Raw genomic sequence first — 12,329 nt, 5'->3', positions numbered from 1 at the left:
TTAATAAAAAAAATCGGAGAGATAGCGTAAAGCTTTCTCTCCGATTTTTTTATTAAAAATCAATATCCACTTACTTGATCAATAATGCGTTAATAATTATAAAAATTAAGATCGAATAATATCTCAATTAAGGCTATAAAAACTCAAGGTATTAGCTTTATTTTAGCCATCCAGCGCTAAGAATAACAGCAAGAGTCAAAAATAATATAAGACAAGCCCATGTTGCTCTATTTAAGGTTGATTCGGCACTACTGGCACTAGAGAACATAGAACTTCCGCTTGATGCTAGACCACCCATTCCATCTCCTTTTGGGCTATGAAGAAGAACTAAAAGTATTAGAAAAATCCCTGAAATTGCCCATGCCCAAGATAATAGTGGAATAATCATTTTTTATTTATTATGCGGGCTGAGGAATTAGATTTGGCTTTTTAGGTAAGTTAATTGGTTCAATAAGAGTTTCACCAGTCATTGCTTTTGGTTTTGGTAAGTTTAAAAGGTGTAAAAGAGTTGGAGCTAAATCAGACAATCCACCTCCGCTTTCTCGAAGCTTTATATCATTTCCATATCCACTCAATTTTCGCTTTTCACCCTCTATAAGTATAACCGGAACTGGATTTGTTGTATGTGCAGTCCATGGTTGGCCATCTGGGCCAACCATCATTTCAGAATTACCATGATCTGCGGTTATTAGAAGAGATCCTCCCAACTTACCTATTGAATTTAATAATTTCCCAACGCAGCTATCAACTTTTTCATTAGCTTTGATAGCTGCTTTCATTATTCCAGAATGTCCAACCATATCTGGATTTGCAAAGTTAATTACAACTAATGAGTAAATTCCAGTTTCAATTGCTTTTATACAACTTTCAGTGAGATCGTCAGCTGACATCTCAGGTTGTAGATCGTAAGTTGCAACTCTTGGAGATGGAACAAGGTGTCTAACTTCCCCTTTTAATGGTTTTTCAATACCCCCATTTAGAAAATACGTTACATGTGGATATTTTTCAGTTTCAGCTGTCCGATATTGATTTAATCCATGATTAGAGACAACTTGACCTAACAAATCATTTAGAGGCTCAGGTGGAAAAGCAACTGATACAGGAAGTCCTGATTCATATTGTGTAAAAGTCAGTAAGTCAATATCTCTTTTATTTGCTCTCTCAAAGCCATCAAAATCTTTTAATTTGAGAGCCTTTACTAATTGCCTAGCTCTGTCAGGGCGGAAATTAAAAAAAACCACTCCATCTCCATCTTTTAAGAAGGAAGAAGAAAGCCTAATGGGTTCTATAAATTCATCTGTTATTCCTTCTTCATAGCTTTTAGTTAAACTTTCTTCTGCCGTTAAATCGCTAATTAAAAAGTCTGGATTAGTAAGTAGTTCATAGGCTTTTAAAGTCCTTTCCCATCGATTATCTCGATCCATAGCCCAATATCTGCCACAGATTGAAGAGATCTCCCCTATTCCAGTTGCTTTAATTGTAGCTTCTATTTTCTTTATGTATTTTGATGCACTTTTTGCAGAAGTATCTCTCCCATCAGTGAAAAGATGTAATGAGACCTTTTTGAGTTCTTTTTCAGAAGCCCATTGAATTAATCCGCACAAATGATTGATATGGCTATGAACTCCTCCATCAGAGCAAAGGCCCATGATATGAAGAGTTCCTTCATTCTTTTTTAAATTTTCTGAAAATTCATTAAGAGCTGTGTTTTTAATTAACTTATTTTCTTTAACTGTATTAGATATGCGAACCAATTCTTGCTGAATTATCCTACCTGCGCCAATAGTTAAGTGTCCAACTTCAGAGTTTCCCATTTGATTATCTGGGAGACCAACATCTGCACCACTGGCTTCAATAAGAGTGTGGGGATAGGCATGCCATAAGGCATCCATTACAGGTGTGGATGCTTGTTTAATAGAATTATGTTTGATTTCGTCAGAGTGCCCCCAACCATCAAGTATAGCCAATACGACTGGCGCTACTTGATCTTTGCTTATTGAAACAGCGGGGTTACTGTTTGACATTCAAAGAAATTGATTCCAAATAGGGGTGTCTTTCGTATTAAATTACTTCCTAATAGGTAAACAGGCTAATTCTTTGATGTTTGGTTAGCTTTTCCCTATTAGATTAAAAAAGTATTTCAGTTATCCCTAAGAAAAAATAAAATTTTTAGGACTTTAAAATATGCCAGATGAAACAATACAAAATGAGATAGAAATCCTATCAAAAAAAGAACTTGATAGAACCATAAAAAGATTGGCTTCTCAAATTTTGGAAAAGGTTCCAAATATCAGTTCATTATTGCTTGTTGGCATACCAACTAGAGGGGTTTATTTGTCTAAATTATTAGCAAGATGTTTAGAAAAATCATCTGGTAAACCTGTCGAGAATGGTTGTTTAGACCCTACTTTTCATAGAGATGATCTTGAGAGGGTTGGTACTAGAATAGCTCAAGTAACTGATTTACCCTCTACCGTTGATGATAGAGAGGTTGTCTTAGTTGATGACGTTATTTATACCGGGAGAACTATTAAAGCAGCATTAGAAGCTCTCCATTTATGGGGCCGTGCAAGAAGAGTGACCCTTCTTATATTGGTAGATAGAGGCCACAGAGAAGTTCCAATTCAACCAGACTTTTGTGGACGTGTGGTTCCAACTAGTAAAGATGAGACTATTGATCTGAGATTGAATGAAGTTGATGGACAGGAGGGTATATTCCTTTGTAAAAAAAAATAAAATAGTTATCTTATTTTCCCAAGATTCTGACTTGTAATTACATTATTATTCCGTAAATCAATACCTTTAATCTCAAGCTGACAATTGTCATTGATATTAAAATTTAATTTAATACAATCTTTACCAATCTCACCAGGAGGATTAAGAGGAATTGAAATAATACTATTATTAATTTTCTTGATTTTATCCTTAGATTCTATTTGTTTTAGAGTTGGTAATCCATCAGTGTAGATAATTTCATATGAACCTACTTCTTCAGGTTCTCCGATTATTAAATCAATTCTTAATTGATTGTTTACACTTGTGGCTAATGTTATTTCTAAAGGCTTACTTGTTGGCCAGGGTTGACCTGCTAGGAAAAGAGGATGCCATATAAATTTTGCATTTTTTTTATTCCAGAGTCTAAGACTTACTCCTTTATTCAGAACATCTTTCACTTGAACTCCAGGAGTAAGATTTAATGCTCCCAATGCAATTGCTTCAATAGGGGGAGGAGTCACAAAAGGGATTGAATCGCAAAGACCATTTAAATAATTTTTAATCAAAGGTATTTGTGAACCGCCTCCTACTAAAACAACACTATCAAGATCTTTTAATTCAAATGAATTTCTTTTAGCACTATCAATTGTTTGGTTAAATATGATTTTAATACTTTCTAGAAGTCCTTTATTAATAAGTAACTCTTCCAATCTTTTCTTTGAAAGACTTAAAAACTTTTCTTCATTTTGATTGGTTATTATTTTTTTTGAAATAACTAAAGTTTCCTTTATGTCGACATTGCTTAAATTACATTTGAGTTCCTCTGCGATACTCAAGAGTGAATTTGTTGGCTTTTCATCCGGTAATAAATGATTAACTATCCATCTATCTATATCTTTACCCCCTATGCGAATTCCGGCTTTGCCTAGGACTTTCGCTGTGCGTAGAATTTGAGTACTTTTCCCTTCGAGATTATTTCCATCAAATCTAACTAGTTGTGCTATAGGAGAGGCTTGTCCTTCACCTCCCTCTAAAGCAACAATTGACATGTCAATTGTGCTCCCCCCAAAATCTAAAACAAGTAATGTTGACCCTGGCTCCAGGCCAGCACCCATTGCAGCAGCAGTAGGTTCATCAACTAATGCAATTTCTTTTACTTTTAATGAATTACATATTTTGACTATCCAAGTTCTATATTCTCGATATGTATCTACTGGAGCAGTTAATACAAGTCTTTTGATGTTAACTAGGGCCGAAGCTCTTTCCCAAATGTTCTGAATTAATATCTCACCGGCTTTTTCTGGGGTGATTTTTGAATCATATATAGAGGCAATTTCGGGAGCCCCTATCCATCTTTTGAAATCTTGACTTAAGTTATTTTCGTTTTCTTCATTAATGAGTTCTAAATCGATAATTTGCTGTCCTATTAAATAGCTTTCTTTTTTCTCTGTTGTTTTCCAAATCAAACTTGGAATTTCGCCGGGGGAACGACTAATTGGAGGTAAATCTAAAAGCTCAGGATGCTCCCCGTGCTCTTTTTGAAAAACAACTACAGTAGTTGAACTACCTAAATCAATTGCTAATGTTCCAAAATTATTTGTATTGATTTCAGGTGACTTGATGATTTCTAATTGATTTTTTTTATTGATTTCCATATTTCTTGATGATTGTTAATTGGAGTAGTGAGAATTAGTAAATATCAAGTGAGTCTAGAAAAACTAACACTATCGTTATTATTTGGTGAAAAATATGGAAATGAACGATTCTCTTCTAGAATAAAGTAACAATAAAGTTTTAAGTGTGATCAAGTCAGGTTCAGGAGTAAATTCCAAGGATTTAGCAAAAAGAGGTGAGAGTCTTATCAGACACTCCACTAATCGCTACCTCACAACTGTGCGCATTGCTTTTAGGGCAAAGCAAAGAAGATTTGATGATTTTGACGGGCTTTTAGAAGAATCAACAGTCAAGCCAGTACAAAGAGCAATAATTGAACTAAGTGATGAACAAGATCAACCTGATCTTTTGCCAGGGTAGGTGATCAAAAAAGAAGGTCCGGGATGGAGAATAATAAGAGATACATCAAGGAAAAACTTTTCTACGCTTATAGGTGGTGAAACTTGGGCAATTGAGTTGAACCAATCTGAGTGGGAACAACTATTAAAAATAGTAATTCAATTGTCCGATCAATATACAGATGTTAGAGACCAACTAATGGGCGATGAGAATATAACTCTCGAATTAGAACGTAGCCCTTGGTTAGCAATTCTGAATGGTGATCAATATGGATGGAACCTTAAATTAATTTTGAATCAAAGTGGTTTATTAAATCGAGGAGCAGAGGTCTATTGGCCGAGAAATGTGACTAATCATGTCGCTAATGCCATGAGAACAATGTGGGATTCAGGCTATTTGTGAAAGAACTTAACTAAAAGTTTTTCAAAATTTCCCCCAACTTAAATTAGCTTTAACTCACATTTTTTCCACAGAATTGAACCGATTAATCAAGTCCTTACTAATTGCTGTGGAAAAAGATTGTTTTTGATAAGTTTAATTTCGCTATTAAATAGTACTAATACTTCAAATAAGAAATACTTATATATTCTTTCGGAAGGTAGGTGAGTGCTTGATCTGAGTATGAGACTGCTCGAGAAAGTGTTTTTTTATCTTTGATTTTGTTAGTAGTTTGTGCCTGAAGCTAATGTTTTTAAAAGCCTTTTAAATGAAAAATATTGATTTTACTAAAGTAAAAACTTCGATCCAAATTGATGAGGTTTTGGAATCAGAGGATACTATTAGTTTTCAAACAGAAATACCCAAGCATATTCAACAAGCGATGAAGATTTTTATTGAGAAACATCCAAATTGGGATCAATACAGGCTTTTGCAAGCTGCACTTGCAGGTTTCTTGATTCAAAATGGTATCAGCTCAAGATTGATAACACGCCTTTATATTGGGAATATGTTTGGATCTCATTCTTTTTAAATTAATTTTTCTCGAGCTTTTTTAAAAGTTCTAAAGCGATATCTTTTTTAATTGGCATTATTGATAGCCTATTCCCTTTACGAACTAGAGTTAGCTCTTCAGACGTATAAGTTTCAGATAGCTCCTTTAAGGTGATCATATTTTTAAATTCAGAGACGTATTTAGTCTTTACACAATCCCAACGAGGATTGTCTATAAGAGATTTTTTATCATAGTACTTTGAACTTTCATCAAACTGATAAGGGTCGACTAGCTTTGTCTCAATGATTTCCATTAGACCCACTATTCCAGGTGGTTTCGTATTTGAATGATAAAAAAAAGCTCTATCTCCAATTTTCATTGACCTCATAAAGTTTCTAGCTTGATAATTTCGAATTCCATCCCAGAGTGTTTCTACTTCATTTTTTAAATCTTTAATACTATAAGCATCTGGCTCACTTTTCATTAGCCAGTAGTTGATTTCTTTAACTGACATGGATTATGGAGAAAATGCAGGGTTAGAGTAAAGTTAGAGTAACTTTGAATCTAGTGACTCGCTAACTTTCTTTGTTAGGTAAAGTCTAACTTAGATCAAGCAGTCAAAACAGATCGCACAATACGTACGAAATAAATCCGTCTTCTGCTATCCGTACAACATCTTTCCCACGCTTGCTTCTCTGCTTGGCGAGAATTATTGATTGTTGGCTCAAGCACCAACAAGAGTCGAGGAAGTTGTCCCTAAGCAGCTTCCTCTTCTCGCCAAAACATTCTTGCAAGCTCGCGTAACTGCTCAATCATCAGTTACGCAAAGGTATAGGCAGCTGAGATATAGCTTGATTTGGTTGATCATCTTTCAACGCTTCGCATAATTATTGAGCGTTCTGGACACTAATTGGACAGGAATCTGGACGTAAAACCACCAATAATAATACAATTGTACTAATAATCAACCCCGCAGGATGAAGCGTGATGGATGGCTGAAGGAACCGAGTGGAGTATGGATCTTGAGGTTTAGGTATGATTGGTCGAGCTGGGATCAGAATCCAAAGGTCCTAATAGATAAAGGAAGAATGGAAAGGAATGGCATACCACTCTTGAAGACCCGTAGAAGGATGAGACGAAACCTAGCCATACAGCTATGGAAAGATCTATTGGCTAATGGTTGGAGACGTATCAATCCTCAATGGGAATAGGTGAGAATCGACCCACCCCTATGGGGTACTTTTGAGCCCTGGAACATACGTAATGAGGCTTCAGAAATTTGTGTTGAATTTATAGAGCAGATTAGGGATAGGAGTCTTTGGCGTAAAAGAATCAATTAAGAGCTTGAAATTAAGCTTTTTACCTTTTGTGTTTGAAGATTGTCTAATGGAATTTGATCTAAGGCGAATTGCCATCGACCTACATCTTGATGATGATCGACGAGAAGCTGTGTGATTTTCTCCATTGTTTCTCCATCTGACTTCCTTATCTCAGATCTGCCAACCCAATTCTCTAGTTCACTTGGATATTCTTTAGAGGGTAGTGTTGCAAAGAACAATGCCTCTTCTACGAGGTAAGCATCAATCCTTTTTTCAAAGATCCATAACGAAATAGCTTCTCCATATTCAGGATCTTTATCTCTTAAAATAGTAGGTTCATCGACATCAATCTTTTTTGTCATTTCGGTAGCAATTCCAAGTTTTATATATTCAGGAAATCGTTTTAACTCATATAAATAAAGCCACTCAGGATCATTCATTACTCTTAGAGTGCCATTAATTGCGTCATTAATACAGTCAAATCCTCTTGAGTAACAGCATTTAAGTCCTTGTCCCTTTTTGATGTTTGATGGTGTTGCTGCTGTCCGATTGATTGAATCTATATACAACGTTCTGTCTCAGTATTAATGAAGGGGATTCTTTTCCATCAATAAAATATCCTTTGGATGATCCTTGACCAAAATATGGGTGAGATGAACTTTTAGTATGTACAGTTACAAGCTTAGTTTCGATATTGGAATTACTATTTTCTAATTGATTAGAAGTGGAAGATGAAGATTGCTCATAATAATAATTCGACATGTTATTTCAGGAAATAAATCAACCGATTAATTCGTGATTTTCAAATCCTATGAAGAAACATCTTATAAGTGTGAACTTAGGTTGTTCTAAAGGCGCTCTTCTATTGTTTAGTAACGAGCGTAAAAATCAAACAAAAGCTGACCTATTAATTCACCAAGGTCGAACTTGGACTTTTTCTTCGTTTGGGCTTGAGTAGAGACGGTCATTTATGGCTTAGAAAGTTTATGAAGAGCCTTGTCAGACTTTTTTAAAATTTTTAGAGCCTCTTTCCTTGAAGTACAAGCATCTGCTTTTGCTTGAAGTTTTAAAAGTTTGGCATGTTGTTTCTCTAAGTTCATGCAACACCAGGAACAATTTGCCCCGTCACGAAATAGCTAGCTGCCATAAAGACGAAAGCCATCATTGAAGCTCTTCCAATAAAAGTCATGGATTCAGATAAAGAAGACAAGAAACCTAACAACTTTAATCTTTAAGCGAGGAAAGCCTAGTCGTAAGGTTCTCCGATTTGTATATTTTGAGCTACGCAAAAGAAAACCCTCGCAGTTGAGGGTTTCAAAAACTGTGTGAGGAAATTTTGCGAAGAGAGGATAGGATTTCGACAACTACCCCCTCCTCTGACTAGAGCTCGATCCGCAACACACCTTTTAACGTAGTTACTCGCTCTTGCGTTAATTGAATATAAAAGTAAGTTCTCTATAACTAAAGTTCGGTTGGGGTAGGGCTTTCCAATCTTTCAAAAGTTAGGCGGTGGATGGCATGAAAAAGGGGGCAAATTGCCCCCTAGCGATCGACTGTCAACAATTAAATTTTGAATTAAGAATCCATTGCTGCAATTTCTTCACGAGCTTGCTTTTGTCTTTCTTCAAAAATTGAAGGTTTGTAAGAAGTAAATACTCCTTTCTTAAATGTTGCAAGTTGAGCAGCGTGAAGCCTTTCTGCTTTCTCGATTCGCTTTTTGGTTAAAACTAGGTTGTTCATGACCTATTTAATTGGTGGAAATCCCGTTCCTTACTTCCATCTCATGCACCCCATAACTAGAGCGAACGTGTAAAAACTATAACAAATAACAATAAGAAGTTAAAGCCGCCATTACGTCAATTTAAGTAGTGTTTTCCTACTCCCTACAAGCCAAAAGAAGGAGTAGACCAAAGATGTAGCAATAGGAGGGCTTATGAAACTCTTTACTCCTTTCACCATTCCTCAAAAAGACAACTGCGATCTTTGCAGGTTTAGAAAAACTACTAACAAGAGAGGCAAATAACGTCTCTATCTCAAAAACCAGTACTAGGTAAATAACCTCTGGAATTAATACTCAACTTTTATTTATACATTGACAATCATTATCGTTTTGCCCAAGATGCCTTTTACAGATCCCTACTTCGACTATGGATTCTCACAAGGAAACTCATAGGTATGCGTTCGAATTAGTAAAGGCTTCCAGAACAATGCCAGTTGATAGAGCTGAAAACCAACCGCATATAAAAGAAATAAGATCACATTATCTACAAGAAGCGTTAAAGCTTAGATCAAATAAAAGATTCGGTTAGAGAGGGGCAAATAGCCTCTCTTCTTTTATTGCTGCTGCTGCAAAAATGTATCGGAGGATGCGGAACCCTAAAAATGCGTGCGATACAAATAAATCAAGAGTTACCTCTCCAAAATGGCAAAAGAACTTAAGGTTTCTTCGTCCTTGCTAATGGTTGGCGTAAGCGTACTTCTTTCACTGGAACAGCTACATTCTCTAACTATTTAAATTCCTTTACAGGTATAGATTTGATTTCGTTTTCGACCATTTGTTTCCACATAGGCGAATTACTAGCCAAGAAGAAAACTCCAATAACAGCGATAAAAGGGAATAAATTTTTAAATTGATTCATGATTATTGAGCTAGCCAACGATTGATAATGTTTGATGGTGTGCCAAGTATTTTTAATTTTCTCTTTGTGAGTGGGAATGGAAATTCTTTTTTTCTCATAGATAAGATTTTATTCTTTCCTTCAACATCCTTATAAATTAAATTCCAACTTGCACAACACTTGCCTGATTGAGGAGGAGATTGCCAAAAGCTAATTACATCTTTTTTATTTATCACCTGTTTGTTCATAACATTCAAATAAGTTGGGTGAAAATCAACCCAACATTTTTCTTTTGGTTGTTGACCGTCAAATTCGTCATTACTTCTTTGTATATTTCTTTCGTTGTTGACGGGACATTCAAAAGTGATTCTCTCAACACCTTTGAAGCCTCCATCAAAGTCGCTAATCCCTTTTACAGGCTTAGCTTTAGCGATGATGGGCTGAAAGAACCAAAAACATACAATAATTAAGTGGAGTTTTTTCATTAAAAAAAGGACTGACTCAAGTCAGCCCATAAGATTTTGAATAGTGAATCGATATTAGTTATTTGGATTTTTCTATGGCAACTAACAATCCTCCAATTAAAGATAGGTTTCGTGCCACTGCTACAAGTTGAAATGGTATCAAATGAAAAATTATTGTGGCTGGCACCAAGAAAACTAAAAGTAGTGAACAAGCGAGTTTGATCCGTTCTGTGAAGATCAACAGGACAGTACCACCAAGAAGTAAAGCTATTGCACCTACCATCATTATCATTGAAACTGGCTCGGGAAACCCTCTGTTTGTTATGTATTCAGCTTGAGCAGCAAAGTTTGTTATTTTACCTGGTATTGCATTTATAAAAACTGCACTTAGCAACAATCGCCCAAGAAAGTTCAAAGAATAAAATCTTGTTAAATCCATAATCGTTTAGTAGCGAATACTACATAAATAACTTAAGAAACAATTTTTTACCACTACACAAAATTAGTAGATGATCACTAGATAATCTAGAAAGTATAATTCAGGAATTTGGATTCCTAGGAATGTCTAATATGGCACTTAAATAGTTGACGATTGTGAACTTAATTGGATCCAATCCATCTAAGACTTTCCTCTGCTGGCTTAATCTTTCTACCTTTACCAAGGATCTCAGTGGACTCATATGTTCTGTAATTTTAAAGCTTGAGGGTTAATTGATTATGTCCCTTGGGATTGTTTTGGTTCTTTTTTAACTTTGACTTTCTCCTTTTTCTTGAGCCATGTTTTTCGAGGATATTTTTAGCGATGTCAAAGAAGTCTGGTTTATTTCGTATCTCTTTTAGCTTTGCTCGTGCTGTCTTTGTACTAATAATTGGATCCACAATAGGTAATGGATAATTTTTTCCAAGAACGAATGATGAATCATTTTGACGAAATAGATCAATTTCCCATGGTTCATGGATGAATTTGCTTGGAAGGTATTGTAATTCTTTTACCCAAGTTCGAATAAATATTCCCTCTGGGTCATGATCATATCCTTGTTTAATTGGGTTATAAATTCTAATCGTATTAATCGATGTCGTACCCGATTGCATTTGGCATTGTGTCCAGTGAATTCCTGGCTCGTAGTCAATAAATTTGCGTGCTAGGCATAAACCACTCTCTTGCCATGGCAGCCATAGTTGGTAGCTAGCATATGACATAAGCATTGCTCTCATTCGAAAATTAATCCAACCATGATTATTTAGGGATCTCATGCATGCATCTATAAAAGGTATCCCAGTTAGACCTCTACTCCATGCTTCTAAAAAAATTGGATTTGACACCCTGATACCACTCATGTGTGGGTGGTACTCACGATTTTCTAATTCAGGCTCTGATTCAAGCTTTTGAATAAAATGACAATGCCAATGTAATCTTGAGTCAATTGCGCTGGATCCTCTTTTCTTGGTTTTTCTAATTGCTTGGACTACCTCTCTAATTGATAGACACCCCCAAGTTAAGTAAGGCGATAAGCGAGAACATCCATCAAATGCTTTTAAAGGACTTGATAGAGAATATTGATAATTATCTATTTTGTATTTCAGAAACTCATCCAGTTTATGAAGCCCTTGCTTTCTTCCTCCTTGAATTCGATGACTACATTTATCTAAATTTAACTTTAGACTTTTAGATGATGGTAAATTATGACTTGGAATATCAATAAAATAATTTACTCTTCTGGGATCATTGATGAGTTCCTCTGACATATGTTGTTCCCATTTCTGAGACCAACTTTTGCGTGTTTTAAGACCTCTAAAAACACCAAATTGTCTGTATTCATACCAATTTATGTTTTCGTTTTTTGTGTAACGCCTTAGATCTTGATCACGTTTAAATGTCCATTCATTGCCGGTTTCTTCATGACTATAAATACCTTTAACATGAAACCTTTTCGTAAACTCTTTAATTACATCTTGAATATTCCCAACTCTTATAATTAATTTCAAACCAATATCACTTAATGAGTTGTTTAAATCAATTAAACATTCTCGTACAAACTCCCATTGTCTTGAAGAATGATCAGGAAGTTTCCAAAGATCTGGCTCAACAACAAAAATTGGTATTACATTTTCAGTTTTTAGCGCTTCATAAAGTGCTTCATTATCGTATGTTCTTAAGTCTTTTTTGAACCAAACTAGATTTATCGTCTCCACTCTTTAAAGTTAAACAAGATTGTGAACTAAAAAGTAATTTTATCTAAAAGTTGATTTAGTCGTGACTAATTAGGTA

Annotated in this window: 18 protein-coding genes; 7 read left to right on the top strand and 11 right to left on the bottom strand. The window is 35.3% G+C overall.

Annotated elements, in window-relative coordinates; all coding sequences use genetic code 11:
* Nucleotides 1–157 precede the first annotated feature (157 nt).
* Together secG and gpmI are read right to left on the bottom strand one after the other, a co-directional pair.
* Entirely contained in the window at nt 158–388 is a 231-nt protein-coding gene (gene secG / locus O5633_RS06415) for a preprotein translocase subunit SecG (protein ID WP_269608811.1), read from the bottom strand.
* Between the two features lie 10 nt (nt 389–398).
* The gene (gene gpmI, locus O5633_RS06410) at nt 399–2,024 is read right to left on the bottom strand and encodes a 2,3-bisphosphoglycerate-independent phosphoglycerate mutase (RefSeq protein ID WP_269608810.1); all 1,626 of its coding nucleotides are present in this window, start codon (nt 2,022–2,024) and stop codon (nt 399–401) included.
* A 160-nt stretch (nt 2,025–2,184) separates the two neighbouring features.
* On the opposite strand from gpmI, the gene pyrR reads away from it, so the two are divergent.
* A complete protein-coding gene (gene pyrR, locus O5633_RS06405) occupies nt 2,185–2,736 on the top strand; it encodes a bifunctional pyr operon transcriptional regulator/uracil phosphoribosyltransferase PyrR (RefSeq protein WP_269608809.1) in 552 nt (183 codons plus the stop codon).
* Between the two features lie 5 nt (nt 2,737–2,741).
* On the opposite strand, the gene O5633_RS06400 is transcribed toward pyrR, so the two are convergent.
* Nucleotides 2,742–4,370, bottom strand: coding sequence for an Hsp70 family protein (locus O5633_RS06400; protein WP_269608808.1), 1,629 nt, complete (start codon nt 4,368–4,370; stop codon nt 2,742–2,744).
* A 145-nt stretch (nt 4,371–4,515) separates the two neighbouring features.
* On the opposite strand from O5633_RS06400, the gene O5633_RS06395 reads away from it, so the two are divergent.
* The 3 genes from O5633_RS06395 (at nt 4,516) to O5633_RS06385 (ending at nt 5,698) form a co-directional block, all read left to right on the top strand.
* Nucleotides 4,516–4,749 (top strand): DNA-directed RNA polymerase subunit omega, encoded by a 234-nt coding sequence (locus O5633_RS06395; RefSeq protein WP_158467134.1) that lies wholly within the window; start codon nt 4,516–4,518, stop codon nt 4,747–4,749.
* Nucleotides 4,750–5,130: a DUF1818 family protein gene (locus O5633_RS06390; RefSeq protein WP_269608807.1), complete on the top strand. Its 381-nt coding sequence runs from the start codon at nt 4,750–4,752 to the stop codon at nt 5,128–5,130.
* A gap of 304 nt (nt 5,131–5,434) precedes the next feature.
* On the top strand, nt 5,435–5,698 hold the full coding sequence (locus O5633_RS06385) for a DUF2811 domain-containing protein (RefSeq protein ID WP_269608806.1): 264 nt from the start codon (nt 5,435–5,437) through the stop codon (nt 5,696–5,698).
* Nucleotide 5,699: 1 nt separating this feature from the next.
* Here O5633_RS06385 and O5633_RS06380 read toward each other — a convergent pair whose 3' ends face one another.
* Entirely contained in the window at nt 5,700–6,173 is a 474-nt protein-coding gene (locus O5633_RS06380) for an EVE domain-containing protein (protein WP_269608805.1), read from the bottom strand.
* Nucleotides 6,174–6,378: 205 nt separating this feature from the next.
* On the opposite strand from O5633_RS06380, the gene O5633_RS06375 reads away from it, so the two are divergent.
* Both O5633_RS06375 and O5633_RS06370 read left to right on the top strand, forming a co-directional pair.
* On the top strand, nt 6,379–6,546 hold the full coding sequence (locus O5633_RS06375; protein WP_269608804.1) for a hypothetical protein: 168 nt from the start codon (nt 6,379–6,381) through the stop codon (nt 6,544–6,546).
* Between the two features lie 90 nt (nt 6,547–6,636).
* Complete coding sequence (locus O5633_RS06370) at nt 6,637–6,870, top strand: DUF1651 domain-containing protein (protein ID WP_269608803.1); 234 nt, start codon at nt 6,637–6,639, stop codon at nt 6,868–6,870.
* A 125-nt stretch (nt 6,871–6,995) separates the two neighbouring features.
* Here O5633_RS06370 and O5633_RS06365 read toward each other — a convergent pair whose 3' ends face one another.
* The 3 genes from O5633_RS06365 to O5633_RS06355 form a co-directional block, all read right to left on the bottom strand.
* Entirely contained in the window at nt 6,996–7,547 is a 552-nt protein-coding gene (locus O5633_RS06365) for a hypothetical protein (protein ID WP_269608802.1), read from the bottom strand.
* Nucleotides 7,548–7,946: 399 nt separating this feature from the next.
* Nucleotides 7,947–8,078, bottom strand: coding sequence for a hypothetical protein (locus O5633_RS06360; protein ID WP_269608801.1), 132 nt, complete (start codon nt 8,076–8,078; stop codon nt 7,947–7,949).
* A 475-nt stretch (nt 8,079–8,553) separates the two neighbouring features.
* Complete coding sequence (locus O5633_RS06355; RefSeq protein ID WP_269608800.1) at nt 8,554–8,718, bottom strand: hypothetical protein; 165 nt, start codon at nt 8,716–8,718, stop codon at nt 8,554–8,556.
* Nucleotides 8,719–9,125: 407 nt separating this feature from the next.
* Here O5633_RS06355 and O5633_RS06350 point away from each other — a divergent pair, with 407 nt between their 5' ends.
* Complete coding sequence (locus O5633_RS06350) at nt 9,126–9,287, top strand: hypothetical protein (RefSeq protein ID WP_269608799.1); 162 nt, start codon at nt 9,126–9,128, stop codon at nt 9,285–9,287.
* Between the two features lie 198 nt (nt 9,288–9,485).
* Here O5633_RS06350 and O5633_RS06345 read toward each other — a convergent pair whose 3' ends face one another.
* The 4 genes from O5633_RS06345 to O5633_RS06330 all read right to left on the bottom strand — a co-directional run bounded on the left by O5633_RS06345 (nt 9,486) and on the right by O5633_RS06330 (nt 12,253).
* The gene (locus O5633_RS06345) at nt 9,486–9,617 is read right to left on the bottom strand and encodes a hypothetical protein (RefSeq protein WP_269608798.1); all 132 of its coding nucleotides are present in this window, start codon (nt 9,615–9,617) and stop codon (nt 9,486–9,488) included.
* 2 nt (nt 9,618–9,619) lie between these two features.
* On the bottom strand, nt 9,620–10,081 hold the full coding sequence (locus O5633_RS06340) for a hypothetical protein (RefSeq protein ID WP_269608797.1): 462 nt from the start codon (nt 10,079–10,081) through the stop codon (nt 9,620–9,622).
* Between the two features lie 58 nt (nt 10,082–10,139).
* Nucleotides 10,140–10,499: a DoxX family protein gene (locus tag O5633_RS06335; protein WP_269608796.1), complete on the bottom strand. Its 360-nt coding sequence runs from the start codon at nt 10,497–10,499 to the stop codon at nt 10,140–10,142.
* Between the two features lie 254 nt (nt 10,500–10,753).
* Nucleotides 10,754–12,253, bottom strand: a complete 1,500-nt coding sequence (locus O5633_RS06330) for an FAD-binding domain-containing protein (protein ID WP_269608795.1) — start codon at nt 12,251–12,253, stop codon at nt 10,754–10,756.
* Nucleotides 12,254–12,329 lie beyond the last annotated feature (76 nt).

It is taken from the genome of Prochlorococcus marinus str. MIT 1013, assembly GCF_027359395.1.
Taxonomy (GTDB): domain Bacteria; phylum Cyanobacteriota; class Cyanobacteriia; order PCC-6307; family Cyanobiaceae; genus Prochlorococcus_B; species Prochlorococcus_B marinus_E.
Note: the sequence above shows the minus strand (reverse complement) of the source record. Positions and strands in the feature narration are given on the sequence as shown.

Excerpts from the sequence above, each read along its gene's own strand:
- secG (WP_269608811.1), bottom strand. The coding sequence starts at position 388 with ATGATTATTCCACTATTATCTTGGGCATGGGCAATTTCAGGGATTTTT.
- gpmI (WP_269608810.1), bottom strand. The coding sequence starts at position 2,024 with ATGTCAAACAGTAACCCCGCTGTTTCAATAAGCAAAGATCAAGTAGCG.
- pyrR (WP_269608809.1), top strand. The coding sequence starts at position 2,185 with ATGCCAGATGAAACAATACAAAATGAGATAGAAATCCTATCAAAAAAA.
- O5633_RS06400 (WP_269608808.1), bottom strand. The coding sequence starts at position 4,370 with ATGGAAATCAATAAAAAAAATCAATTAGAAATCATCAAGTCACCTGAA.
- O5633_RS06385 (WP_269608806.1), top strand. The coding sequence starts at position 5,435 with ATGAAAAATATTGATTTTACTAAAGTAAAAACTTCGATCCAAATTGAT.
- O5633_RS06380 (WP_269608805.1), bottom strand. The coding sequence starts at position 6,173 with ATGTCAGTTAAAGAAATCAACTACTGGCTAATGAAAAGTGAGCCAGAT.
- O5633_RS06370 (WP_269608803.1), top strand. The coding sequence starts at position 6,637 with ATGAAGCGTGATGGATGGCTGAAGGAACCGAGTGGAGTATGGATCTTG.
- O5633_RS06360 (WP_269608801.1), bottom strand. The coding sequence starts at position 8,078 with ATGAACTTAGAGAAACAACATGCCAAACTTTTAAAACTTCAAGCAAAA.
- O5633_RS06355 (WP_269608800.1), bottom strand. The coding sequence starts at position 8,718 with ATGAACAACCTAGTTTTAACCAAAAAGCGAATCGAGAAAGCAGAAAGG.
- O5633_RS06350 (WP_269608799.1), top strand. The coding sequence starts at position 9,126 with ATGGATTCTCACAAGGAAACTCATAGGTATGCGTTCGAATTAGTAAAG.
- O5633_RS06345 (WP_269608798.1), bottom strand. The coding sequence starts at position 9,617 with ATGAATCAATTTAAAAATTTATTCCCTTTTATCGCTGTTATTGGAGTT.
- O5633_RS06340 (WP_269608797.1), bottom strand. The coding sequence starts at position 10,081 with ATGAAAAAACTCCACTTAATTATTGTATGTTTTTGGTTCTTTCAGCCC.
- O5633_RS06335 (WP_269608796.1), bottom strand. The coding sequence starts at position 10,499 with ATGGATTTAACAAGATTTTATTCTTTGAACTTTCTTGGGCGATTGTTG.